Origin of the sequence: Streptomyces sp. W1SF4, from assembly GCF_003950035.1 — a bacterium.
Taxonomy (GTDB): Bacteria; Actinomycetota; Actinomycetes; order Streptomycetales; family Streptomycetaceae; genus Streptomyces; species Streptomyces racemochromogenes.
In genome coordinates this window covers 6,989,093-7,010,211 of sequence record NZ_CP034350.1, presented here as the reverse complement: position 1 = coordinate 7,010,211, position 21,119 = coordinate 6,989,093, and the positions used below count along the sequence as shown (strand labels likewise).

At 73.8% G+C, this 21,119-nt stretch carries 19 protein-coding genes and 1 pseudogene; 9 read left to right on the top strand and 11 right to left on the bottom strand.

Annotation, left to right across the window (positions count from 1 at the left end):
* The first annotated feature begins 11 nt into the window (after positions 1-11).
* The 3 genes from D1J60_RS32475 to D1J60_RS32465 all read left to right on the top strand — a co-directional run bounded on the left by D1J60_RS32475 (position 12) and on the right by D1J60_RS32465 (position 2,857).
* Positions 12-767: a PIG-L family deacetylase gene (locus tag D1J60_RS32475; RefSeq protein WP_125823577.1), complete on the top strand. Its 756-nt coding sequence runs from the start codon at positions 12-14 to the stop codon at positions 765-767.
* A complete protein-coding gene (locus D1J60_RS32470; RefSeq protein WP_125823576.1) occupies positions 764-2,005 on the top strand; it encodes an MFS transporter in 1,242 nt (413 codons plus the stop codon). Before D1J60_RS32475 ends, D1J60_RS32470 begins: the two co-directional genes overlap by 4 nt.
* Positions 2,006-2,185: 180 nt before the next feature.
* Positions 2,186-2,857, top strand: coding sequence for a transcriptional regulator (locus tag D1J60_RS32465; RefSeq protein WP_241253483.1), 672 nt, complete (start codon positions 2,186-2,188; stop codon positions 2,855-2,857).
* 70 nt (positions 2,858-2,927) lie between these two features.
* On the opposite strand, the gene D1J60_RS32460 is transcribed toward D1J60_RS32465, so the two are convergent.
* The 3 genes from D1J60_RS32460 to D1J60_RS32455 form a co-directional block, all read right to left on the bottom strand.
* Positions 2,928-4,358: a nucleobase:cation symporter-2 family protein gene (locus D1J60_RS32460; RefSeq protein WP_125823574.1), complete on the bottom strand. Its 1,431-nt coding sequence runs from the start codon at positions 4,356-4,358 to the stop codon at positions 2,928-2,930.
* Positions 4,359-4,642: 284 nt separating this feature from the next.
* Positions 4,643-4,813, bottom strand: coding sequence for a hypothetical protein (locus D1J60_RS37540; protein WP_164721017.1), 171 nt, complete (start codon positions 4,811-4,813; stop codon positions 4,643-4,645).
* Positions 4,814-4,996: 183 nt separating this feature from the next.
* The gene (locus D1J60_RS32455; RefSeq protein ID WP_164721016.1) at positions 4,997-5,659 is read right to left on the bottom strand and encodes a DUF4360 domain-containing protein; all 663 of its coding nucleotides are present in this window, start codon (positions 5,657-5,659) and stop codon (positions 4,997-4,999) included.
* A 265-nt stretch (positions 5,660-5,924) separates the two neighbouring features.
* On the opposite strand from D1J60_RS32455, the gene D1J60_RS32450 reads away from it, so the two are divergent.
* Entirely contained in the window at positions 5,925-6,878 is a 954-nt protein-coding gene (locus tag D1J60_RS32450) for a nucleoside hydrolase (protein ID WP_125823573.1), read from the top strand.
* Positions 6,879-7,064: 186 nt separating this feature from the next.
* Here the strand turns inward: D1J60_RS32450 and D1J60_RS38345 are convergent.
* The 3 genes and pseudogenes from D1J60_RS38345 to D1J60_RS32435 form a co-directional block, all read right to left on the bottom strand.
* Positions 7,065-7,781 (bottom strand): annotated as a pseudogene (locus D1J60_RS38345) (IclR family transcriptional regulator C-terminal domain-containing protein); the annotation flags it as partial.
* Between the two features lie 917 nt (positions 7,782-8,698).
* The gene (locus D1J60_RS32440) at positions 8,699-9,277 is read right to left on the bottom strand and encodes a sigma-70 family RNA polymerase sigma factor (RefSeq protein WP_241253482.1); all 579 of its coding nucleotides are present in this window, start codon (positions 9,275-9,277) and stop codon (positions 8,699-8,701) included.
* Positions 9,278-9,668: 391 nt separating this feature from the next.
* The gene (locus D1J60_RS32435; protein WP_125824322.1) at positions 9,669-10,301 is read right to left on the bottom strand and encodes an NAD(P)H-dependent oxidoreductase; all 633 of its coding nucleotides are present in this window, start codon (positions 10,299-10,301) and stop codon (positions 9,669-9,671) included.
* A gap of 312 nt (positions 10,302-10,613) precedes the next feature.
* Here D1J60_RS32435 and D1J60_RS32430 point away from each other — a divergent pair, with 312 nt between their 5' ends.
* The gene (locus tag D1J60_RS32430; RefSeq protein WP_241253481.1) at positions 10,614-11,354 is read left to right on the top strand and encodes a polysaccharide deacetylase family protein; all 741 of its coding nucleotides are present in this window, start codon (positions 10,614-10,616) and stop codon (positions 11,352-11,354) included.
* An 85-nt stretch (positions 11,355-11,439) separates the two neighbouring features.
* On the opposite strand, the gene D1J60_RS38755 is transcribed toward D1J60_RS32430, so the two are convergent.
* Positions 11,440-12,285, bottom strand: coding sequence for a hypothetical protein (locus tag D1J60_RS38755; protein WP_164720785.1), 846 nt, complete (start codon positions 12,283-12,285; stop codon positions 11,440-11,442).
* A 430-nt stretch (positions 12,286-12,715) separates the two neighbouring features.
* Here D1J60_RS38755 and D1J60_RS32415 point away from each other — a divergent pair, with 430 nt between their 5' ends.
* Positions 12,716-13,825: a mechanosensitive ion channel family protein gene (locus D1J60_RS32415; protein ID WP_125823569.1), complete on the top strand. Its 1,110-nt coding sequence runs from the start codon at positions 12,716-12,718 to the stop codon at positions 13,823-13,825.
* A gap of 10 nt (positions 13,826-13,835) precedes the next feature.
* Here the strand turns inward: D1J60_RS32415 and D1J60_RS32410 are convergent, their stop codons facing one another.
* On the bottom strand, positions 13,836-14,690 hold the full coding sequence (locus tag D1J60_RS32410) for an SDR family NAD(P)-dependent oxidoreductase (RefSeq protein ID WP_125823568.1): 855 nt from the start codon (positions 14,688-14,690) through the stop codon (positions 13,836-13,838).
* Between the two features lie 92 nt (positions 14,691-14,782).
* On the opposite strand from D1J60_RS32410, the gene D1J60_RS32405 reads away from it, so the two are divergent.
* Positions 14,783-15,235 (top strand): MarR family transcriptional regulator, encoded by a 453-nt coding sequence (locus tag D1J60_RS32405; protein WP_125823567.1) that lies wholly within the window; start codon positions 14,783-14,785, stop codon positions 15,233-15,235.
* Here D1J60_RS32405 and D1J60_RS32400 read toward each other — a convergent pair.
* Entirely contained in the window at positions 15,222-16,451 is a 1,230-nt protein-coding gene (locus D1J60_RS32400) for an MFS transporter (protein WP_125823566.1), read from the bottom strand. The two genes, D1J60_RS32405 and D1J60_RS32400, sit on opposite strands and share 14 nt — an antisense overlap.
* Before the next feature lie 79 nt (positions 16,452-16,530).
* Between D1J60_RS32400 and D1J60_RS32395 the strand changes: the two genes are divergently transcribed.
* Entirely contained in the window at positions 16,531-17,397 is an 867-nt protein-coding gene (locus tag D1J60_RS32395; RefSeq protein WP_125823565.1) for an ArsR family transcriptional regulator, read from the top strand.
* 147 nt (positions 17,398-17,544) lie between these two features.
* Here the strand turns inward: D1J60_RS32395 and D1J60_RS32390 are convergent, their stop codons facing one another.
* Entirely contained in the window at positions 17,545-18,903 is a 1,359-nt protein-coding gene (locus tag D1J60_RS32390; protein ID WP_125604237.1) for an OFA family MFS transporter, read from the bottom strand.
* 100 nt (positions 18,904-19,003) lie between these two features.
* On the opposite strand from D1J60_RS32390, the gene D1J60_RS32385 reads away from it, so the two are divergent.
* Positions 19,004-19,906, top strand: coding sequence for an alpha/beta fold hydrolase (locus D1J60_RS32385; protein ID WP_345497842.1), 903 nt, complete (start codon positions 19,004-19,006; stop codon positions 19,904-19,906).
* A gap of 7 nt (positions 19,907-19,913) precedes the next feature.
* On the opposite strand, the gene D1J60_RS32380 is transcribed toward D1J60_RS32385, so the two are convergent.
* The gene (locus D1J60_RS32380; RefSeq protein WP_125823563.1) at positions 19,914-20,999 is read right to left on the bottom strand and encodes a cation diffusion facilitator family transporter; all 1,086 of its coding nucleotides are present in this window, start codon (positions 20,997-20,999) and stop codon (positions 19,914-19,916) included.
* Positions 21,000-21,119: the final 120 nt, after the last annotated feature.

Genomic DNA, 21,119 nt, shown 5'->3' with positions numbered 1-21,119 from the left:
GGGAGCAGAGCATGACAGCGCTACGCATCCTGGCCATCGGGGCCCATCCCGACGACGTCGAACTCTTCTGCGCGGGGACGCTCGCCCACTACGCCCGGCAGGGGGCCGAGGTGACCGTCGCCATCGCCACCAACGGCGAACTGGGCTCGCGCACCCTGTCCCCCGCGCGGACGGCCGCGGTCCGCGAGGAGGAGGCGCGGCGGGCCGTCGGCGTGCTCGGCGCGGAACTGCTCTGGCTGGGCCGGCCCGACGGCTTCCTCTTCGACGCGGCGGACACCCGCCGTCAGGTCGTCGAGGTGCTGCGGCGGGTCCGGCCGGACGTCGTCCTCGCCCACCACCCCGACGACTACCACCCCGACCACCGCGCCGTCAGCCGGCTCGTCGGCGCGGCACGGCTGCTGGCCCGCGAGCCCGGTCTGTCCACCGGGAGCCCCGCCACCGACCGGGTCCCTCCCCTCTTCCACATGGACACCCTGCTGGGGACGGGGGCGGGCACCCCTGACCTGTGGGTGGACATCACGGCGACCATGGCGGTGAAGGAGGCCATGCTGGCCGAGCACACCAGCCAGAACAGCGCCCGCAAGGAGCGCAAGGGCGCCGACTTCCTGGACCTGACCAGGCAGCAGGCGGCACGGCGCGGCTCGGAGGCGGGCGTCCGGTACGCGGAGGCCTTCACCTGCGCGCCCTCCCATCCCGCCACTTCGGTGCACGACCTGGTCCCGGAGGGCACGGGCATCCGCCTCCCGGTCCTGACCGTGCCGCGGTGAGCGGCGCGAACGGCAGGGGCGCGAACGGCAGGGGGCCGAACGGCAGGGGCGCGGCGGCCCTGTACGCGGTGTTCTTCCTGAACGGGATCGTCCTGGCGAGCTGGGCCCCGCGCATCCCTCAGGTGAAGGAACAGCTCGGGCTGTCGGACGGCCGGCTCGGCACGGCCCTGCTCGGGGTGGCGCTGGGGTCCGTACCGGCGATGCCCGCGGCCGGTCTGCTGGTGAACCGCTTCGGCAGCCGGCCGGTGGCCCGCTGCGCCGCCCTCGTGTACGCCCCCGCCATCGCGCTGCCCGGCCTGGCGGGCTCGCTGACGGAGCTGTTGCTGGGCCTGGCCGTGCTGGGGGCCTCGGTCGGGGCGCTGGACGTCGCCATGAACGCCCACGCGGTGGATCTGGAGCGGCGCACCGGCCGGGCGAGGCTCTCGTCCTTCCACGGCCTGTTCAGCGCCGGGGCGCTGGCGGGCGCGCTGCTCGGCACCGCCGCGGCCGCCGGGGGCGTGGGCGTGCGTACGCAGTTCACGGTGTCCGCGGTCGTGGGGGTGGCCGCCGCCGGGCTGGCGGTGGCCGCCCTGCACCCGGCGGCCCCTCCCCCGCCGCCCGCGCCCGGGAACGGGGGCGGGGGCGGGGGCGGGCGGCGGGGCGGGGGCGCGGGCCGGCTGCTGCCGCTCAGTGCGCTGGGCCTGTGCGTGCTGCTGGTCGAGGGGGTGATGACCGACTGGAGCAGCGTGTACCTGGCCGATTCCCTGGGCGCGGGGCCCGGTCCGGCGGGTGCCGGGTACGCGGCCTTCGCGCTGGCGATGACGGCAGGGCGGCTCGGGGGTGACCGGGCGGCGGGGCGGTTCGGCTCCGTGCGCGTCGTGCGCCGGGGCGCCCTGTTGAGTGCGGCGGGGGCGCTGACGGCCCTGCTGTCCGGGCATCCGGCGGTCTCGGTGGTGGCGTTCTGCGCGGTCGGACTCGGGATCTCCGCGTCCTTCCCCCTGGTGGTCGGCGGGGCGAGCAGGATCCCCGGGGCCCCGGCGGGGACCGCCGTCGCGACGGTGTCCACCACCGGCTACTTCGCCTTCCTCGCCGGACCGCCGCTGATCGGTTTCCTCGCCTCCCACAGCAGCCTGCGCACCGCCCTGTTGCTGGTGCCGGTGCTCGCGCTGGCGGCCGCCGCGCTCGCCGCCGCACTGCCTGCGCCGGAGCCTCGAAAGAGGATTCCGCTTCCACTAGAGGACATTCCGAGAACCCGTTGATCAACGGGGAGATCGCCGTCAAAGCCTTTAAAACGAAGGGGAATTGCTGGTTACAACCTTCTGTACATCTGTTACTGTGCCCGCGCCTGGTGTTCGTTCAGCATTCCGTTTCCCAGAGGTGGCGTGTACGTGTACAGCACTCCGTTTTCCCCCGCCGGGGCCAGATCCGCCCGCGCCCGCATGGGTCTGAGCACGGTTCAGGTGGCCGAGGCCATGGCGGCCTGCGGGAGCCCGGTCCATCCCGCCATGGTCGCGGCGTGGGAGCAGGGCTCCCACGTCCCTTCCGACCGGCACCTGTTCGCCCTGGCCGACGTACTGTGGTGCGACGCGGCCACCCTGATGGGGACCGCGCCGAGGACGCTCGCCGAGTTCCGGCTGGCCCGGCGGCTGAGCGTGGAGCGGCTGGCGTACCGGCTGGGCATGGACCCGTCGGAGTACCGCGCCGCGGAGGCGTCGGGGCAATGGCACGGCGACTCCTGGCAGACCAGGGTGCTGGTGGAGGCCCTGGGGCTGTCCCTGCGCGCCCTGACCATGGTCACGGGCCGCGCGGAGGAGCTGGAGGGGCACCTGCGCTCGGCGGTGGCCGGACGCTGGAAGGCGCACGTCGATCCCGTGGTGGAGATCGCCTCCGTCGACGCGACGAGCGTGGGCGACGCGCTGCGGACGATGCACGCCGAGCTCGCCGCCTTCTCCGAGCGGTACATGGGGCACCTGGTCGCCCGCAACGACGACGTCAGGCTGAAGGAGATAGCCGCGGAGCGGTCCGCCTACCTGCGCGGCCTGGCCGACCACTTCTGGGAACTGGTGGGCGATCAGGGCGAAGCCGCGCCCGGCCGTCCGGCGGGCGGCTGACGCGGGGGCGGGCACGACGCCCGGGCGGGCCGGGAGGGGTGAGGTTCGCCCCTCCCGGCCCGCCCGCGTGTCAGCGGGCCGGCGCCCAGGCGGGAGGCACGGCCGGGCCGTCCTCCTCGGCCTCGGGTCCGATGTCGTCCCAGTCGATCTCCATCGTGCTGCGGCTCGTGAACACGTTGAAGAGCAGGTTCAGCAGGATCGCGCTGAGGGCGCCGAGCGTGATCCCGCTGTCGAGCACGGCCCGGACGTCGTCGGGCATGCGCTCGAAGAAGGGCTTGACGGTCGTGGGCAGCAGCGCGGCGCCGAGACTGACCGCCAGGATCAGGGTGTTGCGCTCCTCCCGCAGGTCGGCCTTGGCCAGGATCTGGACGCCGACGGCCGCGACGATGCCGAACATGGACACCGCCGCACCGCCCAGCACGGGGTGCGGGACGGAGGCCACCAGGCTGCCCGCCTTCGGCAGCAGGCCGAGCAGGACCATGAACACGCCGGCCGCGACGACGACGTAGCGGCTCATCACCTTCGACATCCGGACGATGCCGATGTTCTCGGCGAAGGCCACGTAGGGGAAGGAGTTGAGGATCCCGCCGAGGACCGTCGCCACGCCGTCGGCGCGCAGGGCGCGCGCGACCGTGTCGGCGTCGACCTTCTTGCGGGTGATCTCTCCGATGGCGTAGACGTCGCCGGTGGTCTCCACCATCGTGATCAGCATGACGACGAGCATCGCGGCGATCGGGAGCAGTTCGAAGCGCGGCATGCCGTAGTGGAAGGGGGTGGTGACCCCGATCCAGTCGGCCTGGGCCACGGCGCCGAAGTCGACGTCCCCGAAGAGCCAGGCGACGGCCGTTCCGGCGACGAGTCCGAGGAGGACGGCGAGGCTGCTGAGAAAGGGCCGGCCGACGCGGACCAGCGCGAGGATGAAGAGCAGGGTGCCCAGCGCGTAGGCGAGGTTCTTCGCGGACCCGTACGCCGGCGTGCCGATGAGGTGGGCGCCGCCCGCCGCGTCCTGGAGGGCCACGGGGATGAGGGTGATGCCGATGATGGTGAGGATCGTGCCGATGACGACCGGCGGGAAGTACTTCACCAGCCTGCTGAAGAGCGGGGCGAAGGCGAAGGTGGCGATGCCGGCCGTGATCACCGCGCCGTAGACGACGAGCAGGCCGGCGGTGCCGCCGCCGGCGCCCAGGCCGATGGCGATCATCGGGGAGACCGCGGTGAAGGTGACCCCCTGGACGAGGGGGAGCCGGGCGCCGGCCTTCCAGACGCCGAGGGCCTGGATGATCGAGGCTATGCCGCAGGTGAGGAGGTCCGCGTTGATGAGGTGGACCAGCTCCTGGCGGCTGAGTCCGAGCGCGTTGCCGAGGAGGACGGGGACGATGACCGCCGCCGCGTAGAACGCCAGCACGTGCTGGAAGCCGTACAGGGCGAGCTGGGGGAAGGGGAGGAGTTCGTCGACGGGGTGCATGCCCTGTCGGGTGGACTGTCTGGTGGCTCTTGCCATCTCTGCCTTGCCTTCGCGAGGTAGGTGAATGAGAGGACCGCCGCGCTCCAGCCCCGGGGTGGCGGGGCGAGCGCAGGCCGGCTCGCACGGAGCCGACGTCGGGCGGTGTTGCCGACAGCACGTCGCTCTGGATGCAGATTGCGTCCCGGATTGGCGGGACATCCTTCGATCGCCCGCCGGATCCCTGACTGGGCATGGGATCCGAAGGTGCCGTTGACCGGAGGGCGCTCACCATAGCCAAAGGGAGGGTTTCCGCGCGAGTAACCGGAGCTTCCGCTTCCCGATCAGGGCCGGCGCGGGGACGGACGGGGACCCTCGGGCCCCTCCTCGACGGGCCCGGCGGGAGCCTCCGGCTCGTCCAGGTCCTGGAGGCCCGGGAAGCGGTAGGGGTCGAGCGCCCACTGCGGCGTCCCGGAGGAAAGTCCGTACGTCGGTGCGGTGTTCACGGTGCTCATCAGACCTCCCGGTAGTGGAGTCATCACTGAACGTCATGACTCGTCACCCTCCGCGTCCGGTTGCCGGGGCCGGACATTCCCACCCGAACGCCCTCAATGGCATCTCTTCACACCGCCCGCGGAAAGCGCGAGGGGCCGCGCCCAGGGGGATCCCGGGCACGGCCCCTCGCCGTCCCTGCGCCGTCAGCGCCGCTGCGGGCACGTCTTCCAGGAGAAGTGGTACACGGTGTTGAAGCTGCCGTCGGTGGAGTCCATCGCGACGAAGCTCGTGGTGTTCGCGGTGTCGGAGGAACCGGCCTGGGCGCGCAGCTCGGTGTTGATGTTCAGGTTGCGCTTGGCCCCGCAGGGGTGGAAGACCAGGGCCTCGACGGGCACCGAGTCCGACACCTGCCAGTTGCCCTCGGTGGGCCCGTTCAGGGTGTGGCTCCGGTAGGCCGTCTGCTGCATGCCCTGGAAGTAGTAGCTGGCGTTCTGGGTGGCGCTCGCGCCCTGCGCCAGGCTGGCGAAGCCGCGGTAGTCCGCCTTGGCGATGGCGTAGGTGTAGCCCTGGGGCACGTTCACGCTGAGGCCGAGCTGGCAGTTCTTGCGGAAGTCGGTCGCCTTGGCGTCCTTGCCCACCTGGGCGAGGTACTCGCTGTACGTCACGGTGAAGGCGGTGTTGTCCGGGGAGACCGCGACATTGGCGGTGCCGGGGCGACAGCCGGAGCCGTTGACCTGGACCACGTCGACGGTGATCTGCCCCGGCGGCGCGGGGAACGGCAGGGCGGGCGCGGCGCCCGCGGAGGGCGCCAGGGCGGCAGCGGCGAGCGCGGCGGCCGCGCCGGCAGTGAACACCGTTCTGAGCATGGGGAGTCCTTCCGATCGCTGCTGTGCGTGATCGGCACGAACCGTTCCACACTCCCCGCGGCCAAAGGCGCAGGCGCGTCAGCCGCGGCCCCCGTCACCCCGCACAGGACCCCCGTCCGGGGCAGTCGTCCGATCATCACACCGTGCGCCCGGGGCGTGTCCGCCACTGCGCCACGACCCGGCCGCCTTTTGGCTCGTAAGGGGCGGTCCGCGCGGCCGTACGGCGGCAGACTGGGCCGTCCAGGCCCACGAGGAGGTCCAGCGCGTGCCCGTTCCGATCATCATCGACTGCGACCCCGGACACGACGACGCCTTGGCGATCATGCTCGCGGCGGGGGATCCCGCCGTCGACCTCCTCGCCGTCACCACCGTCGCCGGGAACCAGACGCTGGAGAAGACCACCCTCAACGCCCGCCGGGTCCTGACCCTGGCCGGCGTCACGGACGTGCCCGTCGCCGCGGGCTGCGACCGGCCGCTGCTCCAGCCGCTGGCCGTCGCCGCCGACGTGCACGGCGAATCGGGGCTGGACGGACCGAGTTTCCCGCCGCCGACGGTGGACGTGGTGCCCGAGCACGCGGTGGACCTCATCCACCGGATCCTCGTCGGACACCCCGAGCCGGTCACCCTGGTGCCCACCGCCCCGCTGACCAACATCGCCCTGCTGCTGACCCGCCATCCCGGGAGCGCCGCGCACATCCGCGAGATCGTGCTGATGGGGGGCTCGGTGGGCCCGGGCAACCGCACCCCGGCCGCCGAGTTCAACGTCTACACCGACCCGGAGGCCGCCGCCGTCGTGTTCGGCAGCGGCGTACCGGTGACCATGTGCGGGCTCGACGTCACCCACCAGGCGCTGGCCACGCCCGAGGTGCTGGCCCGCTTCGAGGCCCTCGGCACCCCGATCGGCTCGGTCTGCGTGGAACTGCTGACCTACTTCGCCTCCGCCTACCACCGGCTGTGGGGCATGCCCCACCCGCCGCTGCACGACCCGGTGGCGGTGGCGCGGGTGATCGACCCGGCGATCGTGGGCTGCGCCGACGCCAACGTCGTGGTCGAGCTCCGGGGCCGCTACACCCGCGGCGCCACCGTCGTGGACCTCCACCAGTACGTGGGACGGCCCGTGAACGCGCGGGTGGGCACGACCCTGGACACGGAGCTCTTCTGGGACCGCATGGTCGGCGCGGTGGCCGCCCTCGGCTCCCGCGGCCCCGGCGGGGCGTGAGGGAGCCGAGGGCGGCGGAGGCCGGCCCCGGGGCGGGGCCGGCCGTGGTCGCTAGACGGTGGTGGACAGGAAGGGGCGGGGCAGTCCGGCCGGGGCCGTCCCGCCGGCCGAGGTGTCCCGGAACCACCGGGGCCCCGGGGTGGCGGCCGCGCCGCGGACCGCGGGGGCGGGCTGGGCGCTGCCGGCCACGATGAGGGCGAGTAAGACGGCGGCCGCCTCGCTCTGCAGGATCCGGGCGGCCTGCTTCAGCCGGCCCGGATCGGGGACGGGGATGGACAGCGCCACGCATTCGGCGTTCGGGCCCGAGGTGATGGGGACGGCCGCGCACACCGTGCCGAGGGCGTACTCCTGGAGGTCGAGCAGCGGGGCGCCCGGCCCGCGCGCGTCGAGCTGGTGGAAGAGGGCCCTCTCGCTGCCGATGGTGTGCGGGGTCAGCTTGGACATCCGGTGGCGGTCCAGGTGGTCCTTCCTGTCGTCGTAGTCGAGCTGGGTGAGCAGGGCCTTGCCGACGGCGGAGGCGTGGGCGGCCGCCCTGAAGTCGACCCATTCCTCGACGACGGGTGTGCCGGGGCCGTCGGCGTACTGGGTGATGGAGACCTCGCCGTCGCTGTAGCGGGCCACGTAGACGGCGGCGCCCACGGCGTCGCGGACCCAGGCGAGGGTGTCCTTGAGGTGGCCGCGCCCGTCGCCGCCCGCCGCGTCGGTGAGCGTCAGGGCGTTGCCGGCGACGTAGGCGTCCGGCCCGGTGGGGGCGGCCAGGCTGGCGCGGACGAGCTGTTCCACCGCGCGGGCGATCACCAGCTGCGGCAGTTTCGTCTCACGGGCGATCTGGGTGAGGCTGACTCCGCCCGAGTACCGGTTGACCACTTCCAGGACGCGCAGCGCCTGGTGCACCGATTCCAGGGCGGCGGACGCCGGCCGGCCTTCGGGGCTCTTGCGGGCGGCGTGCGTCAGGTGCGGCTGCTTGAGCGCCTCGAGCGCCCACGCGTTGGCCTCCCCCGTCAGGTGGAGGGGGTTGAGGCGGGCGTGGTGGGCCACGGCCACGGCGACCGGTGGACTGGGGGTGAACACGTCTCCCAGGTCCGGGTGTTCGTGGTGGGGGCGCGCCGCGACCGCCTGGCGCAGCCGTGCGGGCAGCCGGTAGGGCGGCCGCGCGGCCCGGCCGGGCCCGCTGGTGAGCGAGCTGAGGTCCTGGGTGGTGATGGGCGGGGAGGTCCAGATCACGGAGGCGGCCAGGGCCTCTTCGAGGTCCTCGGGGACCGGCTGCAGGTGGGGCAGGTGCTCCTCGGCGGGCAGGGTCCGGGCCTGCTGCTTCCAGTGCCTCGCCGTGCGTACCTCCGCGCGGGAGAGGTGGTGCAGGTAGAGGCACTGCGCGGCGGTGCGGGAGCCGGCCCCGGCCGCGTACTGGAACCAGAACCGGGCGCCTTCCGTACGGTCCGTCAGGTGGAGCAGACAGCCGAACAGCAGGGCCGAGTCCACTCCGTGCGGCCAGGATTCGGCGTGCAGGGCGAGCTCCGCGAAGTCCCGGCTCTCCACGAGGGACCAGGTCACGTCGTCCAGGACGCGGGCCGCCCGCACGTGGCAGGCGGCGTCGAGGACCAGGTCGTCGTGTGCGCAGGGGCCGGTCTGCCCGCGGGCGGGCAGGTCCGGTCCGGTGGCGCCGATCGCGGAGCGGGCCCGGTCGGCCACGATCCGGCGGGCGATGCGACGCCGGGCCGCGCCCTCGTCGTACCCCGCGTACTCCTCCGCGAGCACCGCGGCGTTCTTCAGGGCCGCGTCCAGTTCGCACAGCGGCATGTCACGGTCAGCGGGCATGTCGCTCACTGGTCCTTCTCCTCTCCGGGGATCCAGTCCACCCCGAGCTTGCGGGACAGGGTTCGGCGTGCGCCGCGTACGTGCGAACGGACCGTCGCGGGGGAGATCCCCATCATCCGTGCGACCGTGTCGGAGTCGTTGCCCAGCAGGAACGCCAGCAGCACCACGTCGTACTGCCGCTCGGACAGCTCCGCGATGGCCGCGTACAGGCCGAGCTTGGACTCCAGCAGTTCGAGGCGTTCGCGTGACGAGCGGCGCAGGGCCGAGAACCACGCCGTCTCCACCATGGCCACCTGGCGGCCGAGGGCCGCCAGCCGGCGTTCGACGTGTTCGCGGAGCACCGCCCAGGCGAAGCCGTGCAGGCTCGCCTCCTTGAGGGCCTGGCGCCACACCTTCAGGAGGAAGGTGAACACGTCGTCGACGACTTCCTGGGCGTCCTTGGCGTTGCCCAGCTGGAGGTGGGCGTAGCGCAGGTACGCTCGGTGCTGCTGGGAGTGGAACGCGGTGAACTCCACGGGCAGGACGCCCGCCAGTTCACTGGAGACCGTCTGGTCCCCCGCTGGGTCGAACTCACCTTCGCTCATGCACTCCCCCACCGTTGCTCGTCGCCGCCCTCCAGGGCGGTGGGTGTCACATCGCTCGAGAAAACACGGACCGTGGTGGTGACTATCAGCGCGAGGGCGACAATCTCGGCAACATTCACTTCGGCGTGGAACCTTCCAAATGGCGTGTGGGGTGGTCGGCTGCCTGCCCCCGTGTGCGACAGCCGTGGAGCGCGAACGCCCCCATCACCACCCCATCGGAAACGACGCCCGATCGTGCAAGCCGGTCCCGGAATTCTTCCGGAAGAGTCGCATCCGCCGTCCCGCACGCCCCCTCGGCACCAGCGCGCGCCCCCGGACACGGGTACGCGCCCCACCCCGGCCGCGGCGGTGCCGGCGGCGGGGTGGGGCGCGTACCCAAGGGTGCGGCGGCTCAGTCCTGGGCGCGGGCGGTGACCGGCGCGTCGGTCCGGTCGCCGAGGAACTCGTACCAGCGGCGCTGGAGGCACAGGTAGCGGGTGTCGGCCTCGGCGAGGTCGAGGAAGGACTCGACGGTCGCGGTGAGGCGCTCGCCGAGCCCACGGTCGCGCAGCGCGCCGTCCTCGGTGAACTCCTGATGGGCCATCGCCAGGCTGAACATGTCGGGGTAGACCCGCGCGCCGAGGTGTTCCAGCGGGACGCGCAGCGCCCACAGGCCACGGTTGCCGCCGACCATCGAGGGCGAGGCCGACACCAGCAGGACCTGCTTGTCCTTGAAGGGCTGCGGCCGGACGCGGGAGACCCAGTCGACGGCGTTCTTGACCACGCCCGGGACGGAGGCGTTGTACTCGGGCGAGGCGATGACCAGGGCCTGCGCGGCCTCGATCCGCTCGCGCAGCGCCAGTGCCCCCGGCGGCACGCCCTCGTCGGCCTCCAGGTCGCCGTCGTACAGCGGCATCGGGAAGTCGCCGAGCACGGCCGGTTCGGCGGTGGCGCCGGCCCGCACCACCAGGCTCGCGACCAGTGCGGCCAGGCGGGCGTTGACCGAGCCCGTCCGGGAGGAGCCGGAGAGCACGAGCGCGTGCAGCGAGGCCCGGCCGTTGAGTTCCCGCTGCTGGGGGCGGGCCGGATCCGACGGGAAGCGGTCCTGGTCGGTGGTGTTCACGGCTGTCTCCCTTGCCGGTGCGCGGCCTTCGGTGACGGGGGCGGGGTGCCCGAAGCGGACTGTACGGGGCCGCCGGCCGGGGCCGGTCCGGGCGCACCGTGGGGCGGCGGTACGGCCGGCGGAGATCACCCGGGTGCCCGGCACGGCCGCGCGGCGCCCGGGCCGGCGCTCTCGCACACTCGTGGCAGCGCCGCGCGGTGCGGTGCGCCGGCCGAGGGAGCGACTGTGGTGGATGTGGGACGACGTGCCGCGATGGCGGCGCTGCTGGGCGCGGGTCTGGTGGCCGCCGGGAGTGCCGCGGCCGCCGCGGCGGCGGGACCGCGGCCGCCGGCGTCGCTGCTGGGTCAGGAGATCCGGCGGCTGCCGACCTCGCGCAGGGTGGTGGCGCTCACCTTCAACGCCGCCTGGGACGAGAGCGGTCTCGAGACGGTCCTGGCGGAGCTGCGGCGGCGGAAGGCGGCCGCCACCTTCTTCCCCACCGGCCTGTTCGCGAGGGCCCGTCCCGCGGCCGTGCGGGCGATGGCCGCGGCGGGGCACGGGCTGGGCAACCACTCGCACAGCCACCCGTACTTCGACGACCTCGCCACGGCGGAGCGGGAGCGGGAGGTGCGCACCGCGGACGCGGCGATCCGTACGGCGTCCGGGGCCGAGCCGCTGCCGTTCTTCCGGTTCCCGTACAGCTCGGCCACCGAGGACGCGGTGGCGGACGTCAACGCGCTGGGGTACGCGGCGATCGAGTTCACCGACGACACGAACGGCTACCTGGGACCGGCCGGCGGGATGACGGTGGACAAGGTGGTCCGCCGGGCGGTGCGCGCCCTGGGACCGGGGGCCATCCTGCAGTTGCACGTGGGCAGCAGCGCGGGCGACGGGGTCGTCCTCGACGCGCAGGCCCTGCCGCGCATCGTCGACGCGCTGCTGGAGGAGGAGTACGCGGTCGTGGACCTGCGGGAGTTCCTGACGGCCGCGCGGTGACGGACGACCGCCCGCCCCCTCGGCCGCGGAGGCCGTGGGAGCGGGCGGTCAGGGTGTTCCCGGGCGCCCGGTCAGGGTGCCGCTGCTACCACCAGATGACGACGTAGCCGGCGCCGCCGGACTGGCCGGGGCTTCCGGCCTGGTTGGCAGCGTTGCCGCCCGCCCCGCCGTCGCCGCCCTCGGCGGCGCCCGGGGGGAGCTCGACGATGCCGTCGGCGGGGGTTCCGCCCTCGCCGACCGTCGTACCGATGCCGCCGTTCGTGCCGGCGCCGCCCGCACGGTTCACGCTGGTCGTGGTGCACGAGCCGTTGCCCCCGGTGCCACGGGCACCGCCGGCACCCGGGCTGGTGGTACCGGCGCCACCGCCGCCACCGCCGCCGCCACCGGTGGCGGTGGCGAGGGTGGTGCTGGTCGCCGTCGCGACGACGGTCGTGGGCTCGCCCGGGTTGCCGGAGGTTCCCGGGGCGCCCGCGGGACCGCCGCCGCCCGCGGATCCCCCGTCGCCGATGTCCACGCCGTAGTCGGCCAGCGGGCGTACGTTCAGGACGCACCAGGTGAAGCCGCCGGCGCCACCGCCACCGCCCGCACCGCCCGGGGCGGTGGCGGACGCGCCGCCACCGCCACCGCCGCCACCGCCGGCGCCCCAGGCCTGGACGAACACGGTCGTGACGCCCGCCGGCACGGTGAAGGTGTTGTCGGAGGTGAACTGGCGCAGACCGTGCGGGAACTGCACGGCCTTCTTCTTGTGGTCGTCCTTGCCCTTGTCCTGGTGCCTCTGGTCCTGGGCCGACGGCTTGGGCCCGTCCGCGAACGCCGCCGGGGCGGTCGCCACCAGCTGGCCGGACAGGGCCGCGGCCGCGGCGAGGGAGACGAGCAGCAGCCGGGACCGGGTCCGGGGCCGTCGGGAGACCTTCTGAGCGTTGAGGTTCATGACTTCCTTCCCCGCCGGCGCCGAGGAGCGCCGCGGGAGCACGAGGGAACGGTCGCGTGGGCCCCCGTGGCCCGTGGGCCGGGCCGGGCGCCTCTCCACGCGGTGCACATATCACCGGTCCCCGCCGCCGGGGCCTGGCCGACTGGCCGGGGGTGTGGGCCGCTCAGGTGAGGGGTTCGTCAACGCGGAGCAACGGCGCCCCACCCGAACGGGGGCGCGGTGCGCCCCCGGCGGCCGGGCGGAACGGCGGGGTCCGGGTGTGGGGGCGGCGGGGCCATGGGGCAGGATGACAGTTCCGTTCGGAATGCGTACATCCGCTCCAACGGCGCTGCTCACGACACGACCTGACAGGTGACAAGGTGACGACACAGCACATACGGCGGCCCGCCGCGGCCCGTTCCCTCACCCTCCACTGCGCGGGGGCCGGGCGGTGACCCGGGACCTCGTCCTGCACGACTGGGTGGTGGCGGGCGTCGCGCTGGCCACCGGCGGCGTGGCCGGTCTGGTCCTGCGGGCGCTGATGAAGTGGCTGGCCAAGCACGCGAGCCGGACCAAGTGGAGCGGGGACGACGTCATCGTCGACGCGCTGCGGACGATCGTCCCCTGGGCGGCGGTGATCGCCGGGGCTGCGGTGGCCGCTTCGGCGCTGCCGCTCACCGCGCGGGTCGGGGGCGTGGTCGACCAGTCGCTGACGGCGGTGCTCATCGTCATCGCCACCTTCAGCGCGGCGCGGGTCGTGGCGGGTCTGGTCCAGTCGGTGGCGGCGTCCCGTACGGGTGTCGCGGCGTCGGCGACGATCTTCGTCAACATCACCAGGATCGTGGTGCTGACGATGGGCGTCCTGGTGGCCCTGGAGACCCTCGGGGTGTCCATCGCCCCGCTGGTCACCGCGCTGGGCGTGGGCGGTCTGGCGGTCGCGCTGGCCCTGCAGGACACCCTCGCCAACCTCTTCGCCGGGGTGCACATCCTCGCCTCCAAGACCGTCCAGCCGGGTGACTACATCCGTCTGACCAGCGGTGAGGAGGGGTACGTCGTCGACATCAACTGGCGCAACAGCGTGGTGCGCAACCTGTCGAACAACCTGGTGATCATTCCCAACGGCCGGCTGGCGCGGACGAACATGACCAACTACAGCCAGCCCGAGCAGAAGCTGTCGATCCTGGTGCAGGTCGGGGTGGGCTACGAGAGCGACCTGGAGCACGTGGAGCGGGTGACGCTCGACGTCGTCGACAGCGTGATGGCCGACATCACCGGCGGGGTCCCGGACCACGAGGCCGCGGTGCGCTTCCACACCTTCGGGGACTCCAGGATCAACTTCACGGTGATCCTGGGCGTGGGCGAGTTCAGCGACCAGTACCGGATCAAGCACGAGTTCATCAAGCGCCTGCACCAGCGGTACCGGACGGAGGGCATCTCGATCCCGGCGCCCGCGCGCACGGTCTCGCTCCGGCAGGACGAGGCGGGGGCGCCGCTGCCCCTCCCGCCGGTCCCGCACCAGCGGGACGCGTCGTCCGAGGTGCTGGCGGACCGGCGGCGGTAGGGGTGTGCCGTCAGCCCACCCAGGCGGCCGTCATGGCCTGGACGGCCGAGCCGTCCAGGTCGGCGAGCTTGGTGGCGACGAAGTCGCGGGCCCAGTCGGAGGTCTGGACGCGGAAGGCGGGCCGCTCGGCGGTCAGGGCCTCGGTGATCGGCGCGGCCGCCTCGGCCGGGGTCTGGGCCGTGGTGAACGAGGTGACCGTGCGCTCGACGTACGTCCGCAGCGCCGGGGCGTAGGGGCCGGCCGCGGTGAGCATGGCGGGCAGGTCCACGCCGATGGAGTTGACGAACTCGCTGGCCACCGCGCCCGGTTCGACGAGGGTGACGGCGACGCCGGCGGTCGCGGCGACCGGGGCGAGGGACTCCATGAAGCCCTCGACGGCGAACTTGGCGGCGCAGTAGGCCTCGTTGAAGGGCTGGCCGATCACGCCGCCGACGCTGGTGACCGTGATCAGGCGGCCGCGCGAGGCGCGCAGGTGCGGCATCGCGGCCCGGGTGACCTGGACGACGCCGAAGAAGTTGACCTCCATGGTGGCGCGGACGTCCTCGACCGTGCCCTGTTCGATCGTCCCGACGTGGCCGGCGCCGGCGTTGTTCACCACGGCGTCGAGCCGTCCGTGCTCGGCGAGCAGCTCCTCCAGGCAGGTGTCGATGGACGCGGGGTCGACCACGTCGAGCCGCTTGACCTGGACCAGGTCCTCGACCCCCGCCTCGGCGGCGGCCCTGCGCAGCGGGCCCGCCTTCGCGGTGTCGCGCATGGTGGCGACGACCTGCCAGCCCGCCCGGGCGGCGAGGACGGCGGCCGCGAGGCCGATGCCGGAGGAGGTGCCGGTGATCAGGACGGTCTTCGGGGCGGCGGTGCTGCTCATGGGAGGTGCTCCGGGGGGACGAGGGGAGAATTAGGTGTGTGCACACACAATATATTTATGTGCGTGCACACGCAAGCGGCTAGGCTGCCGGTATGGCGCGCACAGACCTCACCATGGGTGACCTCACCGCCCGGGATCACGCCTTCTACGGCCTGATCTGGGCGGGCACCACCCTCTCCGCCCGCATCGACCAGGAGCTCACGCGGGCCCACGGCCTGCCGCTGTCCTGGTTCGAGGTGATGCTGTGGCTCAACGGCCAGAGCGAGCCGGTCGCCGCCTCCGCGCTGGGGGCCAAGACCCTCCTCAGCCGCAGCCAGGTCTCCCGCGTCGTCGACCAGCTCCAGGCCCGGGGCCTGGTCGACCGGGTCCCCTCCCCCACGGACGCCCGCTCCGTCTGCGTACGCCTGACCGCCGACGGCCGCCGGGCCTTCGCCGAGGCGGACGCGACCCGCCGCGAGGCCCTGCGGGAGGTCTTCGACGACCGCCTCGACGACGCGGACATCGAAGCCCTCGAAACCGTCTGGGCGAAGCTCAAACGGCGCTGAGCGCGCGGGCGTTCCGCAGTGGCGAGAGCAGGAGCGGAAGGACCGCGAGGAGTTCCCCCAGTGCGCCGATCCACATCGCCGGCCGGGCGCCGAGCCACTGCCCCAGCAGCCCGCCGGCCAGGGCGCCGAGGGGCATGGCACCCCACACCACGAAGCGGAACGTCGCGGCGGTGCGGCCGAGCAGGGGCGCGGGGCACACCCGCTGCCGGTACGCGACCGAGGTGATCTTGAAGGTCATGAAGGCGGTCCAGCCCAGCCCCTGGAGGGCGACGGCGGCCGCGAACCGCCAGTCGTCCCGGTAGAGGGGCACGGCCGACAGCCACAGCACGCCGCTGACGGCCACGGACGCGCACATCGCCCGGCCCTCGCCCACCCTGGCGGCGACGCGCAGGGTGAGCAGGCTGCCGAGGAGGCCGCCCAGGGCCTCCACCGTGAACACGGCCCCGCACAGCAGCGGGGACAGCCCGAGTTCCCCCGCGAGCAGCACCATCAGCATGGCGGCGCCGACGGTGCCGAACAGGTTGGAGACGGCGGAGGCGGCGGTGATCGCCCGCAGGGTCCGGTCGCCGAGGACGAAGCGCAGCCCCTCGGCGATCTCGACGCGCAGGCTCGCGCGGGCCCCTGCGGCGGGGCGCGGCTCGGGGCGGCGCACGCGCGAGACGAGGAACGCCGAGAGTAGGTAGCTGACGGCGTCGACGGCGAGGGCCACGGGCGCGGTCAGCGCTGCGACCAGCACTCCGGCCAGGCCGGGCCCGGCGACCTGGGTGACGTTGCGGGTGGCTTCCAGGCGGACGTTGGCGTCCGCGAGGCGGTCCGGCTCGACCAGCCGGGGCAGTGCGCTCTGGGCGGCCACGTCGGAGAAGACCGTGCACACCGACATCCCGAAGGCCACGGCGTACAGGTGGGGCAGCGACAGCACGTCCAGCCCCGCGGCCATCGGGACGGACAGCAGCAGGGCGGCCCGGCCCAGGTCGCCCGCGATCATCACGGGGCGGTGGCGCAGCCGGTCCACCCAGGCGCCGGCGGGCAGTCCGATCAGCAGGAAGGCCAGGTACTCGCACGTCACGAGCAGTCCGGCCTCGAACGCGGTGGCCTCGAGGACACCGATGGCCACGAGCGGCAGCGCGAGGAGGGTCACGGCGGAGCCGGCCTGGCTGACGGTGTCGGCGGTCCAGAGCCGGCGGAAATCGGCGTGGAGGGGGAGGTGGTTCTTCATGCCGCGAAGATGTCGGCCGCGGGGGTGGCCGGGCCAATGTTTTAGGCTGCGCGAAAAGGTCCGACGTGGGGGTGGGTACGTGGGGGAAGTGCGGTTCGGGGTGCACGACGTCGCCGGCATCAGGTTCGCCGTATCGCCGCTGTGGGAGACCGTGGCCGCCTTCCGGGCCACCGCCGACCCCGGGCGGCACGCGGTCCATCTGCCGTGGATCAAGTCGGTGCTGCCGCTGCGCGAGGACCGCTCGCTCGCCGGCCGGATCGCGCCGCTGCGTGCGGCGGCCGCCTCCCCGGGGTTCACCACGCCGCCGCCGCGCTGCCCGCTGGCCGAGTTCGAGGAGGAACTCGCCCTGATGGGGGCCGCGCCGGAGCCGGCCGGGGCGTTGCGGGCCTGGTGGGAGGCGGCGGTCCGGCCGTACTGGCCGCGGATCCGGGCCGTGCTGGAGGCGGACATCGCGTACCGCACGCGCCAGCTCGCCGAGGACGGCATCCAGGAGGTGTTCGCCCGCCTGCACCCGTCACTGCACTGGACCGGCGACCGGCTGGTGTCCGACGACCTGCCCCCGGCCGGGCCGGACCTCGGCGGCACGGGCATCGTCCTGGCCCCCAGTGCCTTCGCCGTGCGCTGCCACCTGCTGGCCGGCACCGGGACCGCTCCCCCGGCGCTCGTCTACCCCTCGCGGGCCGTGGGCGGCCTGTGGGAGCGGCGGGGCACCCGGGCGGACGGGCTGGCCCGGCTGCTGGGCCGCAGCCGGGCCCGGCTCCTCGCCCTCACCGGTTCGCCCAGCACCACCACGCAGCTGGCGGCCGTCAGCGGGCTCAGCCTCGGCGCGGTGTCCCAGCACCTGTCGGTGCTGCGCGACGCCGGTCTCGTCACCGGCCACCGCTACCGGCGCGAGGTGCACTACACGGCGACCGAGCTCGGCACCGCCCTGCTGGAGCGGTCCTGAGCGGCCGGCCCGCACGCGTCGGCGCCGCCGCCGAGGGTCAGCCCGTGAACAACTGGCGCATCTTCAGGGCCAGTTCGTACATGCCGTAGCCGAAGGGGAGCCCGACCCAGAGCCAGGCGACGACGGACAGGGTGCGGCGCCGGCCGGTCACGGGGCGGCTCCCTCGGGGGTGGCGGGAACGGCCCGCGGGGCGGCGTCCGGTGGTTCGTGGTGGCGGGGGTGCACGGGCCGTACGAGTTCGTTGGCCACGAAGCCGACGGCCAGCAGGCCGATCATGATGAGGAACGAGGTCCCGTAGAGGGCGGTGCCGGTGCGCCCGGCCGCCTTCCCGGCGTCCGCCACGGCGTTGACGATCAGCGGGCCCACGATGCCGGCCAGCGACCACGCGGTCAGCAGCCGGCCGTGGACGGCGCCGACCTGGTGGACTCCGAAGAGGTCCTTCAAGTAGGCGGGGATCGTGGCGAATCCGCCCCCGTAGAAGGAGAGGATGACGGCGGCGCAGGCGATGAACAGGGTCTTCGAGGAGTTTCCGTTCAGCGCGATGAGGAGGTACATCAGCGCACCGGCGCCCAGGTAGAGGCGGTAGACCCGTTTGCGGCCGACGAGGTCCGAGGCCGACGACCACACGAAGCGGCCGAGCATGTTGGCGAGGGACAGCAGCCCGACGAAACCGGCCGCGGCTCCCGCGGACACCGGCGCCGGCGTACCGGCGAAGAAGTCCGTGATCATCGGGGCGGCCTTCTCCAGGATGCCGATGCCCGCGCTCACGTTGGTGCACAGGACCACCCACAGGCACCAGAACTGCGGGGTGCGCAGCGCGGCGCGGGCGGAGACCCGGGGGCCGGGCGCCGGCCGGTCCCCGCTCGCGGCCGGGGCACCGGGCGGCGTCCAGCCGGGTGGGGGGAGCCGCACGAGCAGCACCCCGAAGGCCATGAAGACGGCGTAACCGGCCCCCATGGCGAGGAAGGTCTTCGAGATGCCCGAGGAGTCGCGGCCGAAGGCGTCCAGCAGCCGCGCCGTCCACGGCGCGGCGATCAGGGCCCCGCCGCCGAAGCCCATGATGGCGATGCCGGTGGCCATGCCCGGCCTGTCGGGGAACCACTTGATGAGGGTGGAGACCGGCGAGATGTAGCCGATCCCGAGGCCGATGCCGCCGACGCAGCCGTAACCGAGCACCACGATCCAGTACTGGCGGGTGGCGGCACCGAGGGAGGCGACGAGGAACCCGGACGTGAAGCACACGGCCGACACGGTCATGGCCCAGCGCGGGCCATGCCGCTCGACCAGGGTGCCGCCGAAGGCGGCGGAGAGCCCGAGCATCACGATCGCGAGCTGGAACGGCACGGCGGAGGCGGTGCCGGAGAGCCCGAGGGAGGTCTCCAGCGGCGGTTTGAAGACGCTCCAGGCGTAGGCCTGGCCGATGGCGAGGTGGACGGAGAGGGCGGCGGGCGGAACGAGCCAGCGGCTCCAGCCCGGTGGGGCGGGCGTACGCAGTCCGGCGAACATGCCGCGGACCGTACAGCACGCGGACACCGCCGCGTGATGGCCTCTCGCGCCAATCTCCCCCGGTATGTTCGGCCTCTGCCCCTGCACTGGAGGAGACGGCGTGACGGTGAACGAGGAGAAGGCCGTGGGCGTGGGACCGACGGGCATCGAGGTGGCCTACGAGCGGTGGGGCGACGCTCAGGATCCGCCGGTGCTGCTGGTCATGGGCATCGCCCTCCAGATGCACGGCTGGCCCGACGGCTTCTGCGCGGAGCTGACGGCGCGGGGCGTGCGGCTGATCCGGTTCGACAACCGCGACGCGGGCCTGTCCACCCACTTCCCCGACGCGCCGCTGCCCGACGTGCCGGCGGCGCTCGCCGGCGACCTGTCGTCCGCGTCGTACTCCTTGTCCGACATGGCCGCGGACGCGGTGGGCCTGCTGGACGCGCTGGGGCTGGACAGCGCCCATGTCGTCGGCATGTCGCTGGGCGGGGCCATCGCCCAGACGATGGCGATCGAACACCCCCACCGGGTGCGGTCGTTGACCTCCCTGATGTCCACGACGGGCGACCGGGCGGTGGGGCAGCCGGACCTGAGGGCGCTGAGCACGCTGGCGGGGCCGCCGCCGAGGAGCCGCGAGGAGGCGGTGGAACGGACGGTCAACGCCGTGCGGGTGCTGGGCTCCCCGGGCTTCCCCTTCGACGAGGCGGCGGTGCGCGAGCGCGCCGCCCGCGCCTTCGACCGGTCGTACGACCCGCTCGGCGTCGGCCGCCAGGCCGTGGCCTCGGTGGCGTCGGGCGACCGTACGGAGCGGCTGCGGTCGCTGCGGCTGCCGACGCTGGTGGTGCACGGCGCCGACGACCCGATGTGCGACGTCAGCGGTGGCCGGGCCACGGCGGGGGCCGTCCCGGGTGCCGAGCTGGTGGTCTTCCCCGGCATGGGCCACGACCTGCCGCGGGCGCTGTGGCCCGAGATCGCCGGGCTGATCACGGACCTCGTCCACCGTACGGAGGCGGTCCGCTGAAACCGTCTCAGGCCGGCAGGCGCGCGGCGGCGGCCGGGTGGTCGGTGTGGACGGTCGCGGCCGCCATCCTGGGGATCGCCCGGATCAGGGCGTGCTCGGCGGCGAGGGCGAGTTCGTGCGCCTGGACGACGGTCAGGTGGCCGCCGACCACGATGTCGGCCTCGGCGCGCAGGCTGTGGCCGATCCACCGCATGCGCAGCTGTCCGACGCCGAGCACTCCGGGCACGTCCCGCAGCGCGTGCTCGGCCGTGTCGACGAGGACGGGGTCGACGGAGTCCATCAGCCGGCGGCCGACCTCGCGGGCGGCGTCCTTGAGCACCAGCAGGATGGCGAGGGTGATCAGCAGGCCGACGACGGGGTCGGCGGCCGGGAGGTCGGCCGCGGAGCCCGCGGCCCCCAGCAGGACGGCCAGGGAGGTGAACCCGTCGGTGCGGGCGTGCAGGCCGTCGGCGACCAGGGCGGCGGAGCCGATCCGCCGTCCGGTGCGGATGCGCAGCCGGGCCACCCATTCGTTGCCGGCGAAGCCGGTCAGCGCGGCGGCGCAGACGGCCCACAGGTGGGTGACCTCGCGGGGGTGCAGGAGCCGGTCGACGGCCGTCCAGGCGGTGAGGGCGGCGGAGGCGGCGACGGCCAGCACGACGAGCACGCCCGCCAGGTCCTCGGCGCGGCCGTAGCCGTAGGTGTAGCGGCGGTCGGCGGCGCGCCGGCCGAGGACGAAGGCGATGCCGAGCGGTACGGCGGTCAGGGCGTCGGCGGTGTTGTGGACGGTGTCGCCGAGCAGCGCGACCGATCCTGACAGGGCGGTGATCACGGCCTGGGCGGCGGCGGTCGTGCCGAGCACCGCGAGGGAGGTCCACAGCGTGCGCATGCCGTCGCGGGAGGCCTCCATGGCCGCGTCGACCTTGTCGCCGGAGTCGTGGCGGTGCGGGGTGAGCAGGTGCCGCAGTCCGCGCCACCGGCGGTGCGTGTGCCGGTGCTCGTGCTCGTGGTCGTGCCCGTGCCCGCGCCCGTGGTCGGGGTCGTGGTCGGGGTGGTGGTCGTGACCGTGCCGGTGCGCGGAGGTGCTCCGGCCGCTGCTCCGATTGCCGTCCATGGGCCCTACGTTGGCACACGGAACCCGTTGCGGCTACGGCCGTCGTACCGGCCGTGACCAGGTGCGACAGCCTCGCACCTGCGCACCTTGGCGACGTGCGGACCGGTCGGCGAGGGCCGG

Bases quoted from the DNA above. Each gene is read 5' to 3' on its own strand.
- D1J60_RS32475 (WP_125823577.1), top strand. From the start codon at position 12: ATGACAGCGCTACGCATCCTGGCCATCGGGGCCCATCCCGACGACGTC.
- D1J60_RS32465 (WP_241253483.1), top strand. From the start codon at position 2,186: ATGGGTCTGAGCACGGTTCAGGTGGCCGAGGCCATGGCGGCCTGCGGG.
- D1J60_RS32460 (WP_125823574.1), bottom strand. From the start codon at position 4,358: ATGGCAAGAGCCACCAGACAGTCCACCCGACAGGGCATGCACCCCGTC.
- D1J60_RS37540 (WP_164721017.1), bottom strand. From the start codon at position 4,813: ATGAGCACCGTGAACACCGCACCGACGTACGGACTTTCCTCCGGGACG.
- D1J60_RS32455 (WP_164721016.1), bottom strand. From the start codon at position 5,659: ATGCTCAGAACGGTGTTCACTGCCGGCGCGGCCGCCGCGCTCGCCGCT.
- D1J60_RS32440 (WP_241253482.1), bottom strand. From the start codon at position 9,277: ATGAGCGAAGGTGAGTTCGACCCAGCGGGGGACCAGACGGTCTCCAGT.
- D1J60_RS38755 (WP_164720785.1), bottom strand. From the start codon at position 12,285: ATGAACCTCAACGCTCAGAAGGTCTCCCGACGGCCCCGGACCCGGTCC.
- D1J60_RS32410 (WP_125823568.1), bottom strand. From the start codon at position 14,690: ATGAGCAGCACCGCCGCCCCGAAGACCGTCCTGATCACCGGCACCTCC.
- D1J60_RS32405 (WP_125823567.1), top strand. From the start codon at position 14,783: ATGGCGCGCACAGACCTCACCATGGGTGACCTCACCGCCCGGGATCAC.
- D1J60_RS32400 (WP_125823566.1), bottom strand. From the start codon at position 16,451: ATGAAGAACCACCTCCCCCTCCACGCCGATTTCCGCCGGCTCTGGACC.
- D1J60_RS32390 (WP_125604237.1), bottom strand. From the start codon at position 18,903: ATGTTCGCCGGACTGCGTACGCCCGCCCCACCGGGCTGGAGCCGCTGG.
- D1J60_RS32380 (WP_125823563.1), bottom strand. From the start codon at position 20,999: ATGGACGGCAATCGGAGCAGCGGCCGGAGCACCTCCGCGCACCGGCAC.